Raw genomic sequence first — 19,907 nt, 5'->3', positions numbered from 1 at the left:
CCATCACAGACAGCTTCACGCAAGGCCCGACAAATACTCTCGAGCTTAACAGGTAAAACGAGGTTTTCAGATGAGCATTTTCGGCAGCATGAAGACGGCGGTATCGGGCATGAATGCGCAGGCGAACCGCCTCAGCACGGTCTCCGACAATATCGCCAACGTTAACACGACCGGTTACAAGGCCGTGTCGACGAGCTTCTCGTCGCTGGTTCTGCCATCCTCGGGCGGCAACTACAATTCCGGCGGCGTTCAGACCTCCGTCCGCCAGGCCGTCTCCGACCAGGGCGATATTTCCTACACCACCTCCACCACCGACCTTGCGATCTCGGGCGACGGCTTCTTCATCGTCCAGGGCGCCGACGGCACGCCTGTCCTGACCCGCGCCGGCGACTTCACGAAGGACGACGAAGGCAATCTCGTCAACGCCGCCGGCTTCGGCCTGATGGGTTATTCCTACGACTCCGGCGCTCCCGCCGTCGTCGTCAACGGCTTCGACGGCCTCGTTCCCGTCAATGTCAACCAGGAAGGATTAACTGCCATCGCCTCGACGTCAGGCGTCTTCAAGGGCAACCTTAATTCCAACGCTAACGTTGCTCCGGTCGCTCCTGCGACGCTTCCGAGCGACAACGGCGCAACCGGCACCCCGACAACCGACACCAAGAAGTTCTCGATGGTCGCCTACGACACGCTCGGCAACAAGGTGATGTACGACTTCTACTTCACCAAGACCTCGGTTACTACACCACCGCCGGCAACCGGCACCGCCAGCACTTGGGAGGTTGCGATCTTCCGCAACGCCGATGCGGCAACCGGCGGAACGACCTCCTTCCCCTACAGTACCACCACCCCCACCGGCGGCACCGTGGCAGAGACCACGCTCGAGTTCGACTCAACCGGCAAGATCACCAACTCAACGGGCACCGTCACGATCTCCGATCCGGTAACTGGTTTGGATATCGACATGGATCTCACGGGCTTCACGCAGCTCGGCGCCGAGTTTGCCGGCACCGGCACGCCGAACGGTCAAGCCGCAAGCCCGGTCAAGGACGTAACGATCGACGGCGACGGCATCGTCTACGCCAAATACGAGGACGGCAGTACCAAGCCGCTCTACCGCATTCCGCTCGCGAATGTCGCAAGTCCGGACAAGCTGACGCTGATGAGCGGAAACGTCTACAGCGCCAACGGCCAGTCGGGCGTCACTGTCACCGGTTTCCCGCAGACCAACGGCCTCGGCACGATCAAGTCGGGTGCTCTCGAAGGTTCGAACGTCGACCTTGCCGGCGAACTCACCGAGATGATCGAATCCCAACGCAGCTATACCGCCAATTCCAAGGTGTTCCAGACGGGGTCCGACATCATGGACGTCCTCGTCAACCTCAAGAGATAATCAGGGTAACGGGTAAGCCATGTCGCTCACGTCCGCACTTAATACCGCGCAGGGAATATTCAACAATACCGGCACGCAGAGCAGTGTCGTATCGAACAATATTTCAAATGCCGGCAACAAGGATTACGTGCGCCGGCAGGCGATGCTCACCACGTCCCTGAACGGCGCGCAGGTCGTCAAGATCGACCGGGCGCAGGAAGATGCGCTGCTGCGCCAATATCTGAAGTCGTCCTCCCAGGACAGCGCCCAGCAAACCCTGCTCAGCGGTCTCGAGGACCTCAAGTCGATCATGGGTGGCAACGACTACGAGACGTCGCCATCCACCTATCTCGGTGTTTTCCAGCAGAAACTTCAGGCCTTCCGCACGACGCCCGGCAGCACCGTCGCCGCCCAGGGCGCGATCACCGCCGCCCAGGACGTCGCCAACTCGCTGAACAATGCGTCGACTTCCGTACAGGATGTCCGCGCCAGCGCCGACAAGCAGATCGCTACCGCGGTCGATACGCTGAATACGCTGCTCAGCCAGTTCGAGACCGCCAACAATGCGGTGAAGACCGCCACGGCCACGGGCGCGGATCCCTCCAGCGCTCTCGACGAACGCGAGAAGGCCCTCAAGCAGATTTCGCAGATCGTCGGCGTCAGCGCCACGACGCGCGACAACAACGACATGGTGCTGAGCACGTCTGACGGGACGATTCTCTTCGAGACGATCCCGCGCACGGTGACGTTCCAGGCCAAGGATGCCTACAATGCCACCATCGCCGGCAATTCGGTCTATATCGACGGTGTCGCGCTTCCGCGTGGCAGCGGATCGACGGCGACGGGGCAGGGAAGCCTTCAGTCGCTCCTGCAGGTCCGTGACGAGATCGCTCCCAACTTCCAGAAGCAGCTCGATGAAATCGCCCGCGGCCTGGTATCGCTCTTCAAGGAGCAGAGCACGTCGGGGACCCCGGCCTATGTGACAGGTCTCTTCACCTGGAGCGGCGACACGGTCGAGGCCGGCAGCACCGCGGTTGCCGGTATGGCGTCGACCATCACCGTCAGCAGCACCGTCATCACCTCGCAGGGCGGCGACCCGATGCGCCTGCGCGATGGCGGCGTCAACGCTGACGGCGTCGTCAACAATCCTACCCACCTCAGTGGTTATACGACGGACCTCGATAGTCTTTATAATGCCTTGGGCTCCGATATCGATTTCGATCCGGCAACGGGGACGACGGCCGGATTCGACACCTCGACGGGCATCGATTCGAACGTCAGCATCATGGAATACGCCACGAATTCCCTCGGTTGGCTCGAGCAGTATCGCAGCAATGCCACGACCGCGGCGGAAAACACCTCGGCGGCGCTGTCGCGCTCGGACGAAGCCTATTCCAACGAGACGGGTGTCAACCTCGACGAGGAACTGACGCTGCTCCTTGACATAGAGCAATCTTACAAGGCGGCGACCAAAATCCTGAACGCTGTCGACGAAATGTTGAAGTCATTGCTGGATATTGCGAGTTAAGCCATGAAGAGCTCATTTATTTCAAGTTCAGCCATTCAGAATGCGATGCGCTTGACCATTCGTCAGGGGCAGAACCAGATGACGAAGGCGACGATGGAGGCAACGACGGGTGTCTATGCCGACATCGGTGTCTCGCTCGGCGGCAACGCCGCCAGAAGCGTCGACTTCAGCCGCGAGGTCGACAGGATCGACACGATCAAATCGAGCAATTCGCTCGTCACCGCGCGCATGGAATCCTCGCAACTCGGCCTGTCCAAGATGAAGGACGTCGGCGACGGTCTCGTTTCGAAGCTGACGGCGCTCCAGGGCAGCCACGATCCCGGCAGCATTACCGTCGCCATCCAGTCGGCGACCAGCGCGCTGTCCACTATGATGGACACGGCCAATACCATGGTGAACGGCGAATACTTGTTCTCCGGCATCAACACCGATGTGCAGCCGCTGACTGACCAGACGACGGCGACGAGCGCGGATATCGTCACCGCGCTGAATACATATGCGACGGGCCTCGGCAAGGGCGTCAGCGATCTCACCGGCGACGAAATGGAGACCTTCATTACGACGATGGTCGAGCCGATGTTCAGCGAGGCAAACTGGACCAATGCGACGACCGGCTGGTCGCAGGCATCGAGCCAGAACATGACGAGCCGCATCAGCAATTCGGAAGTCATCGAATCCTCGACCAACGCCAATTCCGAAGGCATGCGCTACATGGCGCTCGCCTCGGTGATGACCTCGGCGCTGCTTGGCCAGGACCTGAGCAGCGACGCGATGAGCACGGTGTCGAAGCAGGCAATCAGCTACACGACGAAGGCGACCAGCGGCCTCGTGACGCAGGCAAGCCAGCTCGGTCTTTCCCAGGAGCGCGTCAAGAAGTCCAACGACGCCCTCGACGCCCAGTCGAACATCATCAAGAACAAGCTCGTCGACCTTCAGGGCGTCGATCCCTACGAGGCTTCGACCCTCGTCAAGACCTTGGAAACGCAGCTTGAAACGGCTTACACGATCGTCTCGAAGATCCAGCAGTTGAGTCTCGTAAACTACCTTTGATGAGCAAAGGCGCGCAAGACTAAGAAGGATGCATGAATGTATCAGTTCTCTTATGCCGAAGTCATGCAGGACTCGGTGGCCGACGCGAAAGAGCGGGAATGGCAGGTTCTTGACCGGTCCATAGATCTGCTGTCGCTGGCGCGCGAAAAGGAAAAATACGGCCGGGAAGCCATCGAAGCCCTGTTTTATACGCGCAGGGTATGGATCAGCTTCATCGAGGATCTGAAGCATCCCGACAACCAGCTGGAGATCGAGCTCAGGGCCAACCTCATCTCGATCGCGATCTGGATTTTGAAGGAATGCGACAGGATCCGAAAACGTCTGTCGAATAACTACCAGGGCATCATCGACGTTACCACCATCATCAGGGATGGACTTAAATGAAAAGTACACTTCGCATTTCTCTGAAAGCCGGAGAAAGAATCTTCATCAACGGCGCCGTCCTGCGTGTCGACCGCAAGGTCGCGCTGGAATTCCTGAATGATGTGACGTTCCTTCTCGAAAACCACGTCCTCCAGCCCGAAGGCGCCACCACGCCCCTGCGTCAGCTGTATTTCATCGCACAGATGATCCTCATCAATCCCGAGGGCAAGGACCACTCGACGGCGATGTTCCGCAAGTCGATCACCATGCTGCTCAGCTGCTTCAAAAACGAGGAAATCCTCGCCGAACTGAAGCGCATCGATGCGCTCGTCTCGACCGGCCGCGCTTTCGATGCGCTGAAGGCGATCCGTGGCCTCTACGCGATCGAAGACAATATCCTCAACAACCACGAGATGCCGCCGACAATGGTCGAGCAGATTCGCAGGGAGATTGCACCATGGCGGTAGATGCGACATCAAGCGTCAGCACGACGAGTACGACGAGCTCGACCAGTTCGGCCCAGAGCAAGGCGACGCTGAACTACGACAATTTCCTTCAGCTGCTCATTGCGCAGATGAAGAACCAGGATCCGACCGATCCGGTCGATGCCAGCGAGCAGATGTCGCAGCTGGCAAGCTTCTCGCAGGTCGAGCAGACGATCCAGACCAACACCAAGCTGGATACGCTGCTGGCAAGCTCAAGCCTCACCCAGGCCAGCAGCTACGTCGGCAAATACATGGAAAGCGCAGACGGCACCGTCAAAGGCACCATCGAATCCGTCAAGGTTTATTCCGACGGCATCATTGCGACGACCACCGATGGCGGTAATATACTCGTCCAGGCGGGAATCACTGTTGCCGACAAGGCGCCGACCAGCGACAGCGATACCTGATACCACGGCGCCGACGCGCCGGGGGACACCAATCAATAGCGGCCCGGCCACGGCGGGCTGCTTCGAGGCGATATGAGGTTGCCTTCAGATGAATGAAGCTGATGCATTGGATCTGTTCCAGGCTGCGATCTGGACCGTCCTGATTGCCGCCGGTCCGGCCGTCATTGCTGCGATGGTCGTGGGTCTCGTCATCGCCCTGATCCAGGCCTTGACCCAGGTGCAGGAAGCGACGCTGACCTTCGTGCCGAAGATCGTCGCCGTGCTGATCACCGTCGGCGTCACAGCACCCTTCGTCGGCTCGCAGATCTCGATTTTCACCAATCTCGTCTTTTCGCGCATCCAGTCCGGTTTCTGAGCCACCTTCGCGCAAGCTTCGCCATTTAACTCTCGATCCGAATTGGGCGGACCGAGTCCGCCTCCTCTCATGAAGAGACGGAACTGATATGGCGCAACCACCTGCAATCCCCCTTCCGAAAGTCGCCCCGAGCCTGCGCGATGTCGGTTTTGCCCTCGGCATCATCGGCATCATCTGCATTCTCTTCCTGCCGATCCCGCCATTTCTGATCGACATGGGGCTGGCCTTCTCGATCGCCTTCTCGGTGCTTATCCTGATGGTTGCGCTGTGGATCCAGAAACCGCTCGATTTTTCGTCTTTCCCGACCATTCTGCTGATCGCGACGATGACCCGTCTGGCGCTGAACATCGCGACGACGCGCGTCATCCTGTCCCACGGCAATGAAGGCCATGACGCGGCCGGCGGCGTCATCGCCGGTTTCGCAAGCCTGGTGATGTCCGGCGACTTCGTCATCGGTCTGATCGTCTTCCTGATCCTCATCACCATCAACTTCATCGTCATCACCAAGGGCGCCACGCGTATCGCCGAAGTCGGCGCGCGCTTCACGCTGGATGCCATCCCCGGCAAGCAGATGTCGATCGACGCCGATCTTTCGGCCGGCATCATCGATGAAAGGGAAGCCCAGCGCCGGCGCCGGGAACTCGAAGAGGAAAGCTCGTTCTTCGGTGCGATGGACGGTGCCTCGAAATTCGTGCGCGGCGATGCCGTCGCCGGCCTGATCATCACCGCCATCAACGTCTTCGGCGGCATCATCATCGGCTATTTCCGCCACGGCATGCCGATCGGCGAAGCAGCCGACGTCTTCGTCAAGCTCTCCGTCGGCGACGGCCTCGTCTCGCAGATGCCGGCCCTCATCGTCTCGCTCGCCGCCGGCCTTCTCGTCTCGCGCGGCGGCACGACCGGCTCCACCGACCAGGCGGTCGTCAACCAGTTGAGCGGTTACCCCCGCGCACTCTCGGTCTCGGCCGTGCTGATGTTCGTCCTGGCGCTGATGCCGGGACTGCCCTTCGTCCCCTTCGTGATCCTCGGCAGTCTTCTTGCCTTCGGCGCCTGGTTTATCCCGCGTCAGGTCGAGGCTGAAAACAAGCTTCGCCGCGAGCAGGAGGAAAAGAAGGTCGTCCAGAGCAAGGAGCTGGAAAAGGATTCGGTCAAGTCGGTGCTGCGGACCTCCGAGATCGAGCTTGCGCTCGGCAAGATGGTCTCGACCCGTCTACTCGGCGCCCACCAGGAACTCGCCTTCCGCGTCGGCAAGATGCGCAAGAAGTTCGCCACCCAATACGGTTTCGTCGTGCCCGAGATCAAGGTCACCGACGACATTGCCATCGCCGAGAAGTCCTACCAGATCCGCATCCACGGCACGACGGTCGCCTCCAACCTGCTGCGCGTCGGCGAAGTCCTCGTCGTCACCGGCGCCGGCCGCCGGCCGAGCATCCCCGGCGATGAAATCCGCGAACCCGCCTTCGGCATGCCGGCCGTCTCGATCCTCGAAAACTTTGCCGACGATCTGAAACGCGAGGGCTTCCAGCCGATCGACAACGTTTCCGTCGTGCTCACCCATATGAGCGAGGTCATCCGCAACAATCTGCCGCAGCTTCTGTCTTACAAGGACGTCAAGGTGCTGATCGACCGGCTCGACCCCGAATACAAGAAGCTCGCCGACGAGATCTGCTCGTCGCATATGTCCTATTCGGGCCTGCAGGCGGTGCTCAAGCTCCTGCTTGCCGAACGCGTCTCGATCCGCAACCTGCACCTCATTCTCGAAGCGGTGGCCGAACTCGCCCCGCATGTCAGGAAGACCGAGCAGATCGTCGAGCATGTCCGCATCCGCATGGCCCAGCAGCTCTGCGGCGACCTTGCCGACAACGGCGTGCTGCGCGTCCTCAGGCTGGGCAGCAAATGGGATCTCGCTTTCCACCAGGCGCTGAAGCGCGACGCCAAGGGCGAGGTGATCGAATTCGACATCGATCCGCGTAACCTGGAAGAATTCAGCGAACAGGCCACCAAAGTTATCCGTGAGTTCATGGATCGCGGTCTGCCATTCGCACTTGTCACCTCGCCGGAAACACGCTCCTATGTGCGCATGATCATCGAACGCCTGTTCGCCACGCTGCCGGTCCTGTCGCATGTCGAACTGGCCAAGGGCATCGAGATAAAGATTTTGGGCTCTATTTCATGATAACAGACCCGCAAGGGACCGTTCTCGCACTGTTTCTGGTTTTCTGCCGGATCGGTGGCTGTGTGCTGGCTCTTCCGGGTTTTTCCTCGGCGCGCGTGCCCGAACAGCTGCGCGTCTTCATCGCCGTCGCGCTGTCGATCGCCGTCATGCCGCTGCTGTGGGACACGGTCTATCCGGCCGTCCACACCGGTTCCGGAACCTATATCGGCCTGATCGTCAGCGAATCGCTGATCGGCGTGATGTACGGCATGCTGGCGCGGATCTACACGCTCGGCATGCAGTTCGCCGCGACGATCATTGCCACCATGGTTGGTTATACCCAGCCGGGCTCGGCCGATATCATCGAAGACACGCCGGAGAGCAGCCTTTCCGGCTTCATCACCTTTGCCGGCATCATGATCCTCTTCATCATGGACTTCCATCACATCGTCTTTCGGGCGCTGATCGATTCCTACACGACCATGCCTTTCGGCGGCCTGATGCAGATGCGGGCGACGCTGATCTCCTTTAGCGACACGCTGGAGCAGACCACCTACATCATGCTGCGGCTGTCGAGCCCCTTTCTGATCTACGGCCTGATCTTCAACGTCTCGATCGGCTTCATCAACAAGTTGGCGCCGCAGATCCCGGTCTACTTCATCTCGACGCCCTATCTGCTGATGGGCGGGCTCTTCCTGATCTACTTCTCGATTGCGGCCTTGGTCAGCCAGTTCGGCCAGTCCTTCGGCTCGATCTATATCGGGCGATGAGGCGATGATCGATAAGAACCGCTCCCAGAAGCTTAAGCGACTGCTCTCGGTGCAACGGCATATCGAAAGGATGGCCGAGAACGATCTGGCCGAAACCAGCCGCCAGCGCGTCGAGGTCAATGCGGCGATGGATGACGTGATCCTTGCACTCGGCTCGATGGACCCGGTCCACCATGCCTTTTCGCAGAATTACGCCGACCGATTCGGCAGGCTTTCGATCAAGGACCTGCAGCTGACCGGCATGCAGGAGGTTCACGAAATGCGGCTGGCGCGTGAGCGCGCCAAGGGCGACCGTTTCGAAGAAGGCATGAAAGAAGCCCTCGAGGCCGAGCGCCGCGAGGCCGACGACAATGCCGTCTACGATGTCATCGATCAGCAATTCGCAACGCCAGCCTCCAGCAAGCTTCGAAACCCATAGTCGTTACGATCTTAAATTAGAGGATTGTAACGTGGCTATTTCGCCTCCCAGTGATCTGGTCCTGGACGTTGTCAAAGCTGCCGACCCCATGGAGGTTCAGGCGGCCCAGGAAAAATTGAAGGCAAATCGTGCGGCCTTTGCCGCAACGAGCCTCGCCGAAAATGGCAAGGGCTTCTCCAATACGGTCGACGTCCTCGACCATATCAGCCAGAAAAGCGGCCTTAACAACATCCAGAACCGCACGAAGGCCGAGGAAGTGCCGGAAAGCTACCGGAAATTCGAGGCCATGGTGCTGCAGAATTTCGTCAAGTCCATGCTGCCGAGCGAAAGCGAAGACGTCTACGGCAAGGGCGCGACCGGCGATATCTGGAAGGGCATGATGGCCGAACAGCTCGGCAACACCATGGCCAAGGGCGACGGCATCGGCATCGCCAAGCAGATGTACGCCGAGCAGCTGCGCCGACAGGAAGGCAAGATCGTCAATGCCTCAACCGATAATGATGACCGCAACACTGCGCTCAGCATGATCGACGACTTCCAGCGCAAGACATTCGGCACGCCCACCGCTGAAGCCAAGGCCGACAGAACAGGATGATTTGAGGCCCGTTGGCCTAAAACCTGAATCTTGTTCTCAATGAAATAGTTAGAGCGTCATGTCGCGCGAAATCCGCGCACAGTTTTCGGCATGGTGCTCCAAGCGACGCATAATCGAGGGTACAATGGAAATAGTTTCGAACGAATACAGAATCAAATCCGTTCTCGGACGCCTCGAAATGATCATCGACAATGAGAACACCCGGATCGGCAGCGATCCGCAGTTCGATCTCAAGGTCTCCAATGCGCATAAAAGCCGCTGCCTCTATGAGCTGTCGATGCTTTTCCGCGACACCGATCCGGCCGAGCTTGCCGCTGCCCATCTCGATCAGTTGCACGGGCTGAAGAAGAAGCTGGTTCTCAACGCCCGTCGGGTCGAGGCGCATCTCGAAGCGGTCCGCGCTGTCGCCGATCTGCTGAAGAACGCCGTTCAGGACGCCGATGCCGACGGGACCTATTCCCAAGAACAATTTGCCGCGCGTGGAAACTGATGATCAAGCTCGTCCTCACCGGTGTCTGGGTTTGCGCCATCACCTTGGCATCGGTCTATTTCTCCGTGTACCTGGCGACCGCGCCGGCGCCCGCGGCAACGGATTCCAAACAGAGCGCGCTTGAACTGGTGAAGGGTGAAACCATCACGGTACCCATCATCGGCAATGGTGCGATCACCGGCTACTTCCTCGGCCGCGTTTCCTTCATGATGAACAAGGAGATGCTGAAAGGCGTGACGCTGCCGCTGGCCGAAATGACCACCGACGAGCTTTTCAGCCTGCTCGTCGGCAACAAGATGGTCGATATCGCCCACATCAAATCCTTCGATCCGAAGGCCTTCCGCGAAGAGATCAAGAAGGGCATGAACGAGCGCCTCGGCGGCGAATATGTCGCCGACGTGATGCTGGAGCAGCTCGACTATCTCTCCAAGGAAGATGTCAAGGAAAGCTCGGCCGGGGCGCCGAAGAAGGTGGGCACGCCCGTCAAGATCGTCGAGACCGCACCGGCGGGTGAAGCGCCGGCGCCAGCCGCTCACTAAGCACGACAATGATATCGACGAACAACGGCGCCGGAAGGCGCCGTTTTCCATTGGCGCTGGTGGTTAACAAACCACTTATGCGAGCAGGGAAATTCAAGGAATTTTCCTAAGGGTTGTTTGAAACCGTCCTGTTATACCAGCTGTCACAGCTTGACATGTGCCGCTTCCGAAATCGGGGCGACGCCGTCACGCGGGACGCGACCGGGGCTTTCGAGGCCCGGTGCGGAGGTGTGGGCTTGTTTTCCGGGATGTCGGGCGCATGAAGCATCCTAGGCAGGAGGTAGGAATGAATCTGATTGCGAACTTCGCGGTGCTCGCATCGCGGCGGACGATCTTCGATCTGCCGGTCTGCGATCTCGGCTGGGACGATGCCCTCGTTTTCATCAACGAGCTGGCCTCCATTCCCGTCGGCCAGACCGTGGTTTGCTTCGTCAACGCCCACAACATGCTGACCGCGCTTCACGATGACGACTACTACCGGATCATGTCGCACAATTTGGTGCTGCCGGATGGCATCGGTCTCAACATCGCATCGCAGATCGCCCATGGTTCGCCCTTTCCCGCCAATTTGAACGGCACCGATTTTGTGCCGGCCTTCCTCACCTTCATGGAGGCTCCGCGCCGCATCGGTCTGATCGGCGGCACGCGTTCGGTCGTCGAGGCGGCGGCTGAAAATTTCCGTAGGCATACGCCCTGGCATGAATTCGTCGTGGTTTCCGACGGTTATTTCGACAAGGTCGATTCCACTGAGGTCACCGAGGAGATCGAGCGCCAGAAGCTCGACATTCTGATCGTCGGCATGGGAACGCCGCTGCAGGAAAAATGGGTCCACGACAATATCCGTGCCGATCATGCGCGCCTGGTGCTGACGGTGGGCGCTCTCTTCGACTTCGTCTCCGGCGCCGTCCCGCGTGCGCCGAGGACGGTGCGGATGATGCGGCTGGAATGGGCCTATCGCCTGCTGCAGGAGCCGACGCGCCTCTGGCGCCGCTACGTCGTTGGCATCCCGGTCTTCCTTTTCCATGTCCTGCGCTACCGCTTCCGCCGGCGCGAGCGAATCCTCAGCCATCCGGAAGAACACAACACCCCGCTGCAGCCACGGTCGGAACACAAGAAGGCAAGCTGACCCTCGCGTCTTTCCGAGACATTATAGGACTTTGGAATGTATCCTTGGATCGATTCCGATTTGAGGAGCTATGCATAGTTCTGACACGCTGCGGTTAACCATTTCTTTGCCATGAATATTTAGACTGGCTTAATCATCTGCATCCGTGCGGATGAGCGAATTCGGCCATCATGTGCATGAGATGTGGCGCAAATGTACGATATCAGGGCCAGAAGCAGCTTTCACGATCGCGCAGCCACCCGGCCGGCGGCGGCCGCACCGGCGCGCGCCCATGGCGATGGTTATGGACTGCCTGGCGGCGTGCCCCGGTCGAACCGGGCCGATATCGCACCGCCCGAGGCCGAACTGCTGCGCGCCATCGGTCGCGCGCTGGAAGAGCAACGCGCCAAAGCCGCGCGCACGCCACCGTTGGTCGATCGCATCGAAACCATCCTTGGCAATCACCTGCGGGCCGCCAACGACATCGGCCATCCGCTTCCGCAGGAACATCCGCGCCGTGAGGAACCGGCTGCTCCGGCCATCGAGCCGATGATCTCGCCCGAACCGCTGGCAGCGATCCGTGAGGAACCGGCGGAGCCTCGCACAGCAGCGCCGCGGCGGCGCGTCGGCGGCAGCGCACTTGTGATGACGGTCGCCGCAGCGACGATGATCGGCGCCGGTCTGCCGATGCTGATGCCGGCTTCGCCGGCCCTCTACCGTGCCGAAGCAACGCTTGCGGTGAAGACCGATGCCGCAAGCCGGGCCGCCTTCACCGAAGCTGCGGCGAAAGGACTGATGTCGGCACGGGTGGTTGCTTCGACGGTCGCCGCTCTGAAACTCGATCACGATCCAGAATTTGCCGGTCAGAAGGCCAATGCGCTCGGGGTTGCGCTCGATCTGCTGTCGGCGACCGGGGCTGCTGCCGACCCGGCCTCGCGCGCCGAGGCAAGCTTGAAGCGTTCGGTCGAGATCCTGCCCGATGCCGCTGCCGGCACGATCCTCGTGCGGGTGACGACCGGCGACAGCGGCAAATCCATGCGTATCGCCGCAAGGCTTGCCGAAGCGGTTTCCCCGGCGAACGGTACCGGCGGCAACACCGAAAGCGACGCCGCCTTGCGCAAGGCCTATGACGAGGCGAAAGCGGAACTTGCAGCCTTCACGGCAAAGAGCGGCGAGGGCAACGTCAAGGTGGCGGTCGATCTTCGCCGCCAGATCGACAGGCTCGATGCCGATCTAAAACAGGCCGACCAGACTATTCTGGAGGCCAAGGCGCCGACCGATCGGTTGAAAGCCGCAAAACTCGCCAGCGTGCTCGATGGTTCTCTCCCCTCCGATGTGCTCTCGCCGGCGCTGCAGGACTGGCGCGATAAATATGCGGTCGCCAGGACGGCGCTGGCGCAGCTTTCAGCCGAACTCGGCCCGCGCCATCCGCGGCTGTTGCAGCAGCAGGCCGAAATCGATGGTCTGAAGGAGAACATGGGCAAGGAGCTTACCCGCCTTGCCCAGGCCGCCAACGTCGCCGCCAAGGCCGCCGTCGATGCGCGCAAGGGCCTGAACGACCGGCGCAACACTCTGATTGCGCAAAGCCGGGATACCGGCGTCGATCTTGCCCGGCTGACCGAGCTCAGCGAGAAGGCGGCCGCCGCGCGTTCGCGTCTGGACGATGCGGCCTCCGCCTCGGTGGGAACGGCCGCCGACGGCCATATCACTCTGATGAAGCCGGCGCTGGCGACGGCGGTATCGGCGCCCGAGGGCCTGACCAGCCGCTCGCTGGCCGGTGCTGCCGCGGGTCTCGCCGCCGGTCTTGCTGCGGCCTTCCTGTTGCGCCTGCGTAAACCCGTGGCCGCAGCCGAAGAGGAAATGCCGCTGTCTCAACCGCTATCTTTACCGCAGCCGGTCCCGGCCGAGGTCGACGAGATGGAGGCGCTGCGCTCCGAAATCTCCGGCCTGCGCGACCGGCTTCTTGTTCATGGCCTCGAGGCGCGGCAGCCGCTGCGCTGAACGGTCATTTCCTTGCATTTTTGATATTGCCTTGCTGCTTTCCGACAGGATAGGGCGTTAGCGGGCATTTGACGCTCGCCGATTATCCATAGATTGGCGCGAAACAGGGCGGAGAGACGCGTGACGACAGTAATCGACGGCAAGAACGTAGCTGCATCGGTCATTCAGACGGTCAAGAGTGCGACGGCAGCGCTGGAAAAGAGCAGCGGCGTCACCACCGGTCTTGCGGTCGTCATCGTCGGCGACGATCCGGCAAGTCACGCCTATGTCGGCTCCAAGGGCCGCATGGCCAAGGAATGCGGCTTCAAATCCGTCCAGCACACGCTGCCGGCAGAGACCAGCCAGGAGGATCTGGCAGCCCTCGTCGCCACCCTCAACGCCGATCCGTCGATCCACGGCATCCTGGTGCAACTGCCGCTGCCGAAGCCGCTCGACAGCGAGCCGATCATCCAGGCGATCCTGCCGGAAAAGGATGTCGACGGCTTGAGCATTGCCAATGCCGGCAAGCTCGCCATCGGCGACCTGAAGACCGGACTGGTCTCCTGCACGCCGGCAGGCGCCATGGTCTTCGTCCGCCGCACCCATGGCGAGGATCTCTCCGGCCTCAACGCCGTCGTCATCGGCCGCTCCAACCTGTTCGGCAAGCCGATGGCGCAATTGCTGCTCAATGCCAATGCGACGGTGACGATCGCGCATTCCAGAACCAAGAACCTCGCCGAGGTCTGCCGCAACGCCGATATTCTGGTCGCCGCCGTCGGCCGGCCGGAAATGGTCAAAGCGGACTGGGTCAAGCCGGGCGCAACGGTCATCGATGTCGGCATCAACCGCGTGCCAGCCCCCGAAAGGGGCGAGGGCAAGACCCGGCTCGTCGGCGACGTCGCCTTCGCTGAGGTCTCCGAAGTCGCCAGCGCCATCACCCCGGTTCCCGGCGGCGTCGGGCCGATGACCATCGCCATGCTGATGGCCAACACGGTCATCGCCGCCCATCGCGCCGCAGGGCAGACCCCGCCGCAGTTTTGATCAATGCATGTCGCCCGGAAGTGTGCAGCCGTTCCGGATAAGGACATGCATAAAATAAAGAGCTAAAGCGCGTCGCACCAAAGTGTGGGGCGGTTTTGCCCAGGCAAAGCGCTAAGCGCTTTTGCCGCAAACGACATGCTCAAAAAAGGCTAAAGCGCGAGGAGCGAATCTGAAAGATCGCGACGCGCTTTAGAGCTGCTGCGGGGCAGGGCCGGTCGAGGCTCTGACGATCAGTTCGGTTTTCCAGAGTTCCTGTTCGGGAAAGGGGCCTGCCTGCTTCACCGTGCCGATCAGCCGCTGTGCGATGCGAACGCCGGCGGCTCTCAGCGAAGAGCGCGTCGTCGTCAGCGGCACGGAGAAGTTTTCCGGCTTCAACAGCGGCAGCACGTCGTCATGGGCGATCAGCGAGATGTCCTCGCCGAGCCGCAATCCCGCCTGGTTGACCGCGCGGATCGCGCCGAGCGCCAGCACCGTGCTGGCGCAGAGGATCGCCGTCGGCCTCGCCGGCAGCTGCAGGAAATGTTCCATTGCCAGCAACCCTTGCTCATCCGTCATCAGCGCATGGCTGATGCAATCCTCGTGGAGCGCCAGCCCGCGCTCGGCCAGCGCCGATATGACGCCGTTCTTCCTCCGGATGGCGAAATCGAGATGCATCGGCCCGTTCATCAGCGCAAAGCGCGTATGGCCGAGCTGCAGCAGCAGCCGCGTCGCATCGTAGAAGGCGCCTTCATTGTCGATGTCGAGATAGGGATAGTCCGGCTCGGAACCGAAGGATCGCCCGTGTACGACATAGGGCATGGAGAGCGATTTCAACATGGGAAGCCGCGGGTCGTGGCCGCGCATATAGGCGACGAACAGCGCATCGACATTGCCGCTGATCGCCAGGCGTCTGAGCGCTGCAACTTCGTCATCCGGGTCGGCCGGCATGATGACGAAGTGGAAGTCGTGGCGCACGGCCTCTTCGCCGAGCCCGGCCAGGAATTCGCCGAAATGCACGTCGGACTGGTGGCCGGGCGCCGTCGGCATGACAAGGCCGATCGAGCCGGCCTTGCCGGTCGCAAGCCGCTGCGCCGCCTTGTTCGGGCGATACCCGGTTTCCTTGACGGCTTGAAGCACGCGCTCCCGGGTGGCCTCATTGACCTCGGGATAACCGTTGAGCGCTCGGCTCACCGTCGTCTGCGACAGCCCCAGCATTTCCGATAGCTGTTTGAGATTCACCTGCTATGCTTCCTCCCGGCCCGCCCGTCGGCCGTTTCTTAAAGGCCTGCCGCCTCCCAGTGGCATCCAAAGCGCTTTCAATTATGTAGCATCTGGCGCGCTTGACTCAAGAAAAATCGCTCCATATTTCCCGATAGCCGCTGCTGCACCGTGATAATGGCCAGGTTCACGGCGGGTTTTCGTGAAATGACTTGACTCCATTCCACCGAAAGTGGAATGAGTTGGGTGTCAAAGCGCTTTGAAATTTCTTTTAAAGGGAATTCGGCGCGGTTGGGATTGTGATGGGAGGTTGATCACATGAAAAAGTCATTTTTGATGGGCGTTGCCGTGGCAGCGCTTTTTGCCGGTGCTGCATCCGCGGCCGATCTGAAATTTGCCCCGGGACAGGATTCCAAGTTCAACTGGAAGAGCTATGACGAATTCAAGGCCGCTCATGCCGATCTGAAGGGTCAGCCGCTGACGATCTTCGGGCCGTGGCGCGGCGAGGACGAGGCGTTCTTCCAGAGCGTTCTGGCCTATTTCACCGAAGCCACCGGCATCGATGTCAAATACTCCTCTTCCGAAAACTACGAACAGCAGATCGTCATCGACACGCAGGCGGGCTCGCCGCCGAACATCGCCGTTCTGCCGCAGCCGGGCCTCCTTGCCGATCTCGCCAGCAAGGGCTTCCTGACGCCGCTCGGCGACGAAAACTCCAAGTGGATCAAGGACAATTACGGCGCCGGCGACAGCTGGGTCGGGTACGGCACCTATAAGGGCAAGGACGGCAAGGAAGCCTTCTACGCCTTCCCCTATAAGGCCGACGTCAAGTCGCTCGTCTGGTATGTTCCTGAGAACTTCGAGGAAGCCGGCTACAAGATCCCGACGACCATGGAAGAGCTGCATGCCCTGACCGATCAGATCGTCAAGGATGGCGGCGTTCCCTGGTGCATCGGTCTCGGTTCCGGCGGTGCCACCGGCTGGCCGGCGACCGACTGGGTCGAGGACCTCATGCTGCGCATGCAGCCGCCTGAGGCCTATGATAAGTGGACGACCAACGAGCTGAAGTTCACCGATCCGGCCGTAGTTGCCGCGATCGACGAATTCGGCAAGTTCGCCAAGAACGAGAAATACGTCAATGGCGGCGTCGCGGCCGTGGCCTCGACCGACTTCCGCGACAGCCCGAAGGGTCTCTTCTCCGTTCCACCGAAGTGCTACATGCACCATCAGGCCTCGTTCATTCCGTCCTTCTTCCCTGAGGGCACGAAGCTCGGCCAGGATGCCGACTTCTTCTATATGCCGACCTATGCGTCGCATCCCGAACTCGGCAAGCCGGTTCTCGGCGCCGGCACGCTCGTCTCGATCGCCAAGGACTCGAAGACGGCTCGCGCCTTCATCGACTTCCTGAAGACCCCAATCGCGCATGAGGTCTGGATGGCACAGTCGAGCTTCCTGACGCCATATAAGGGCGTCAGCACCGAGGCCTATGCCAACCCGCAGATGAAGAAGGAAGGCGAGATCCTGACCTCCGCCACCACTTTCCGCTTCGACGGTTCCGACCTGATGCCGGGCAAGATTGGCGCCGGCGCCTTCTGGACGGGCATGGTTGATTTCGTCGGCGGCAAGTCGGCTCAGGAGGCTGCTGGCGAAATCCAGAGCGCCTGGGACGGCATCAAGTAATTTCCAAAATGATGCCGCCGGCTTGCCGGCGGCATGGCCTGCATGGCTGGCCGGGTTCGCAAAGAGCCCGGCCATCGCAGGATATATTGTGATTGGGCAATACAACAGATTGACGATGACCGGCGCTGACCCGTCAGAATAACAACCGGTCGCAATAAGATCAGGGGAAGCAGGGGAGGGACGAAATGCTGTCGCAGATAGTGTCCGCTTTGGGCGTCGTGGTCGTCGCCGTTTTCGCGTGCTCGGCCTATTTCTATTTTTCGAACAAGATCCTGGATCTCGCTTTGCCGGTCAAGGATGGCGACATCCGCGCCGCCTCGCGCAATCTCAACCGCCGTGCCCTCGTGCGGCCGTGGTTGTTCGTCGGTCCGGCGCTCTTCCTGCTCGTCGTCTATCTCGTCTATCCGGTCGTTGCGACCTTCATCCTCTCCTTCTACGACCGCGCCGGCCAGCAGTTCGTCGGCGTCGCCAACTATCAATGGGCACTCGGCGACCGCGAATTCCGCCAGTCGATCTTCAACAACATCCTCTGGCTCGCCGTCGTGCCGGCCGCCTGCACCTTTTTCGGCCTCGTGATCGCCGTGATGACCGACCGCATCTGGTGGGGCAATATCGCCAAAAGCATCGTCTTCATGCCGATGGCGATTTCCTTCGTCGGCGCATCGGTCATCTGGAAATTCATCTATGAGTATCGCGGCGGCAACGACGTCCAGATCGGCCTGCTGAACGCCATCGTCCAGACGTTCGGCGGCACGCCCGAGGTGTGGATCTCCGTTCCCTTCTGGAACAATTTCTTCCTGATGGTCATCCTGATCTGGATCCAGACCGGTTTTGCCATGGTCATCCTGTCGGCCGCCCTGCGCGGCATTCCCGAGGAGACCATCGAGGCCGCCGTCATCGACGGCGCCAACGGCTGGCAGATCTTCTGGCGCATCATGGTGCCGCAAGTCTGGGGCTCGATCGCGGTCGTCTGGACGACGATCACCATCCTCGTCCTTAAGGTCTTCGATATCGTGCTGACCATGACGAACGGCCAGTGGCAGTCGATGGTGCTGGCGAACCTGATGTTCAACTGGCTGTTCCGCGGCGGCGGCGATTCCGGCCGAAGTGCTGTCATCGCCATCATCATCATGCTCGCCGTCACGCCGATCATGGTCTGGAACGTCCGCCGCGCCAACCGCGAACTGAAGGGCCACTGAGATGACCGCTGTCGGAAGCTACTTCAAGATCGGCCCCGCCCGTCTCTTCGTTCACGCCGCTGTTCTGTTGATCGTCATCGTCTGGCTGATCCCGACGCTCGGCATCTTCGTCAGCGCGCTCCGCGACAAGGACCAGATCGTCGTCTCCGGCTGGTGGACAGCCTTTGTCGGCTCGACGCAGACCGTCGCCGTCCGCCTGGGCACGCCGGACCAACAGCAGCAGGAAGGCGCAACCTATGTCATCACAGGCAACGTGCTTGAGGGACAGACCGGCCGTTCGGTGAAGGCCTTCGGCAACCGCGTCCAGCAGCCGGCCGCCTTCAAGGCAGGCGAGACCGCCGATCTCGGCGACGGCGAAAGCCTGCTGATCAACAGCGACGGCAGCTATCGCTACATGAAGAACGCCGCCTTTTCGCCCGACGAAAGGCCGCGGCGCATCTATGCGTCGGTTTCCGCGCCGCCAGAGTTCACGCTGCAGAACTACAACACGGTTCTGCGGGGCGAAGGCATCGGCCAGTCCTTCATCAACTCGCTGACCGTGACGATCCCGGCAACGATTATCCCGATCCTGATCGCCGCCTTTGCCGCCTATGCGCTGAGCTGGATGGAATTTCCTGGCCGCGCGCTGCTGATTGCGCTCGTCGTCGGCCTCATTGTCGTGCCGCTGCAGATGTCGCTGATCCCGCTGCTGCGCCTCTATAACGAAATCGGCAACCTGCTCGGCCAGCCGTCCAAGACCTATCCCGGCATTTGGCTCGCCCACACCGCCTTCGGCATGCCGCTCGCCATTTATCTCCTGCGGGCTTATATCGCCGGCCTGCCGAAGGAGATCATCGAATCCGCCCGCGTCGACGGCGCCAGCGACTTCGAGATCTTCACCCGCATCGTATTGCCTTTGTCCTTCCCGGCACTCGCCTCCTTCGCCATCTTCCAGTTCCTGTGGGTGTGGAACGACCTGCTCGTCGCTATGGTCTTCCTCGGCACCGACAAGGACCACCTCGTTCTCACAGGCAGCCTGAACGCGCTGCTCGGCTCGCGCGGCGGCAATTGGGAGATTTTGACGGCCTCGGCCTTCGTCACCATCATCGTGCCGCTGCTCGTCTTCTTCGGGCTGCAGCGTTATCTGGTGCGTGGCCTGCTGGCGGGTTCGGTCAAGGGAGGCTGACAATTTCCAAACGTGA

General features: G+C 60.8%; 20 protein-coding genes. 19 read left to right on the top strand and 1 reads right to left on the bottom strand.

Annotated elements, in window-relative coordinates:
- Nucleotides 1-70 precede the first annotated feature (70 nt).
- The 16 genes from FHX03_RS03795 to folD all read left to right on the top strand — a co-directional run bounded on the left by FHX03_RS03795 (nucleotide 71) and on the right by folD (nucleotide 14,650).
- On the top strand, nucleotides 71-1,390 hold the full coding sequence (locus FHX03_RS03795; protein ID WP_097623887.1) for a flagellar hook protein FlgE: 1,320 nt from the start codon (nucleotides 71-73) through the stop codon (nucleotides 1,388-1,390).
- 19 nt (nucleotides 1,391-1,409) lie between these two features.
- Nucleotides 1,410-2,897 (top strand): flagellar hook-associated protein FlgK, encoded by a 1,488-nt coding sequence (flgK, locus tag FHX03_RS03790; RefSeq protein WP_183852624.1) that lies wholly within the window; start codon nucleotides 1,410-1,412, stop codon nucleotides 2,895-2,897.
- Nucleotides 2,898-2,900: 3 nt separating this feature from the next.
- A complete protein-coding gene (locus FHX03_RS03785) occupies nucleotides 2,901-3,947 on the top strand; it encodes a flagellar hook-associated family protein (RefSeq protein ID WP_097623889.1) in 1,047 nt (348 codons plus the stop codon).
- Nucleotides 3,948-3,983: 36 nt separating this feature from the next.
- Nucleotides 3,984-4,331, top strand: coding sequence for a flagellar biosynthesis regulator FlaF (flaF, locus tag FHX03_RS03780; RefSeq protein ID WP_012556615.1), 348 nt, complete (start codon nucleotides 3,984-3,986; stop codon nucleotides 4,329-4,331).
- Complete coding sequence (gene flbT / locus FHX03_RS03775) at nucleotides 4,328-4,777, top strand: flagellar biosynthesis repressor FlbT (RefSeq protein ID WP_003584285.1); 450 nt, start codon at nucleotides 4,328-4,330, stop codon at nucleotides 4,775-4,777. Before flaF ends, flbT begins: the two co-directional genes overlap by 4 nt.
- The gene (gene flgD / locus FHX03_RS03770) at nucleotides 4,768-5,202 is read left to right on the top strand and encodes a flagellar hook assembly protein FlgD (RefSeq protein WP_097623890.1); all 435 of its coding nucleotides are present in this window, start codon (nucleotides 4,768-4,770) and stop codon (nucleotides 5,200-5,202) included. Before flbT ends, flgD begins: the two co-directional genes overlap by 10 nt.
- 88 nt (nucleotides 5,203-5,290) lie before the next feature.
- Nucleotides 5,291-5,557 (top strand): flagellar biosynthesis protein FliQ, encoded by a 267-nt coding sequence (fliQ, locus tag FHX03_RS03765; RefSeq protein ID WP_009992823.1) that lies wholly within the window; start codon nucleotides 5,291-5,293, stop codon nucleotides 5,555-5,557.
- Between the two features lie 88 nt (nucleotides 5,558-5,645).
- Complete coding sequence (flhA, locus tag FHX03_RS03760) at nucleotides 5,646-7,733, top strand: flagellar biosynthesis protein FlhA (RefSeq protein WP_183852622.1); 2,088 nt, start codon at nucleotides 5,646-5,648, stop codon at nucleotides 7,731-7,733.
- Nucleotides 7,730-8,482, top strand: coding sequence for a flagellar biosynthetic protein FliR (locus tag FHX03_RS03755; protein WP_097623892.1), 753 nt, complete (start codon nucleotides 7,730-7,732; stop codon nucleotides 8,480-8,482). Before flhA ends, FHX03_RS03755 begins: the two co-directional genes overlap by 4 nt.
- A gap of 4 nt (nucleotides 8,483-8,486) precedes the next feature.
- Nucleotides 8,487-8,900: a hypothetical protein gene (locus tag FHX03_RS03750; RefSeq protein WP_003588513.1), complete on the top strand. Its 414-nt coding sequence runs from the start codon at nucleotides 8,487-8,489 to the stop codon at nucleotides 8,898-8,900.
- 31 nt (nucleotides 8,901-8,931) lie between these two features.
- Nucleotides 8,932-9,495 (top strand): rod-binding protein, encoded by a 564-nt coding sequence (locus tag FHX03_RS03745; RefSeq protein ID WP_183852620.1) that lies wholly within the window; start codon nucleotides 8,932-8,934, stop codon nucleotides 9,493-9,495.
- Between the two features lie 124 nt (nucleotides 9,496-9,619).
- Nucleotides 9,620-9,985, top strand: a complete 366-nt coding sequence (locus tag FHX03_RS03740) for a hypothetical protein (protein WP_003570277.1) — start codon at nucleotides 9,620-9,622, stop codon at nucleotides 9,983-9,985.
- A complete protein-coding gene (locus tag FHX03_RS03735) occupies nucleotides 9,985-10,524 on the top strand; it encodes a hypothetical protein (RefSeq protein WP_003588510.1) in 540 nt (179 codons plus the stop codon). Before FHX03_RS03740 ends, FHX03_RS03735 begins: the two co-directional genes overlap by 1 nt.
- 286 nt (nucleotides 10,525-10,810) lie before the next feature.
- Nucleotides 10,811-11,650 carry a WecB/TagA/CpsF family glycosyltransferase gene (locus FHX03_RS03730; RefSeq protein ID WP_183852618.1) on the top strand — a complete coding sequence of 280 codons (840 nt, stop codon included), beginning with the start codon at nucleotides 10,811-10,813 and terminating at the stop codon, nucleotides 11,648-11,650.
- Between the two features lie 192 nt (nucleotides 11,651-11,842).
- The gene (locus FHX03_RS03725; protein WP_183852616.1) at nucleotides 11,843-13,630 is read left to right on the top strand and encodes a succinoglycan biosynthesis protein exop; all 1,788 of its coding nucleotides are present in this window, start codon (nucleotides 11,843-11,845) and stop codon (nucleotides 13,628-13,630) included.
- 120 nt (nucleotides 13,631-13,750) lie between these two features.
- Complete coding sequence (gene folD / locus FHX03_RS03720) at nucleotides 13,751-14,650, top strand: bifunctional methylenetetrahydrofolate dehydrogenase/methenyltetrahydrofolate cyclohydrolase FolD (protein WP_183852614.1); 900 nt, start codon at nucleotides 13,751-13,753, stop codon at nucleotides 14,648-14,650.
- A 189-nt stretch (nucleotides 14,651-14,839) separates the two neighbouring features.
- Here folD and FHX03_RS03715 read toward each other — a convergent pair whose 3' ends face one another.
- Nucleotides 14,840-15,868 carry a LacI family DNA-binding transcriptional regulator gene (locus FHX03_RS03715; protein ID WP_097623897.1) on the bottom strand — a complete coding sequence of 343 codons (1,029 nt, stop codon included), beginning with the start codon at nucleotides 15,866-15,868 and terminating at the stop codon, nucleotides 14,840-14,842.
- Nucleotides 15,869-16,165: 297 nt separating this feature from the next.
- On the opposite strand from FHX03_RS03715, the gene FHX03_RS03710 reads away from it, so the two are divergent.
- The 3 genes from FHX03_RS03710 to FHX03_RS03700 all read left to right on the top strand — a co-directional run bounded on the left by FHX03_RS03710 (nucleotide 16,166) and on the right by FHX03_RS03700 (nucleotide 19,891).
- Nucleotides 16,166-17,527: an ABC transporter substrate-binding protein gene (locus FHX03_RS03710; protein ID WP_097623898.1), complete on the top strand. Its 1,362-nt coding sequence runs from the start codon at nucleotides 16,166-16,168 to the stop codon at nucleotides 17,525-17,527.
- A 185-nt stretch (nucleotides 17,528-17,712) separates the two neighbouring features.
- Nucleotides 17,713-18,726: a carbohydrate ABC transporter permease gene (locus tag FHX03_RS03705; RefSeq protein ID WP_097623899.1), complete on the top strand. Its 1,014-nt coding sequence runs from the start codon at nucleotides 17,713-17,715 to the stop codon at nucleotides 18,724-18,726.
- Between the two features lies 1 nt (nucleotide 18,727).
- Entirely contained in the window at nucleotides 18,728-19,891 is a 1,164-nt protein-coding gene (locus FHX03_RS03700) for a carbohydrate ABC transporter permease (RefSeq protein WP_097623900.1), read from the top strand.
- The last annotated feature ends 16 nt before the right edge of the window (nucleotides 19,892-19,907 follow it).

The organism is Rhizobium sp. BK456 (assembly GCF_014194045.1).
GTDB lineage: Bacteria > Pseudomonadota > Alphaproteobacteria > Rhizobiales > Rhizobiaceae > Rhizobium > Rhizobium redzepovicii.
The sequence above is the reverse complement of the archived record's forward strand: the minus strand, read 5'-3'. Positions and strand labels throughout refer to the sequence as shown.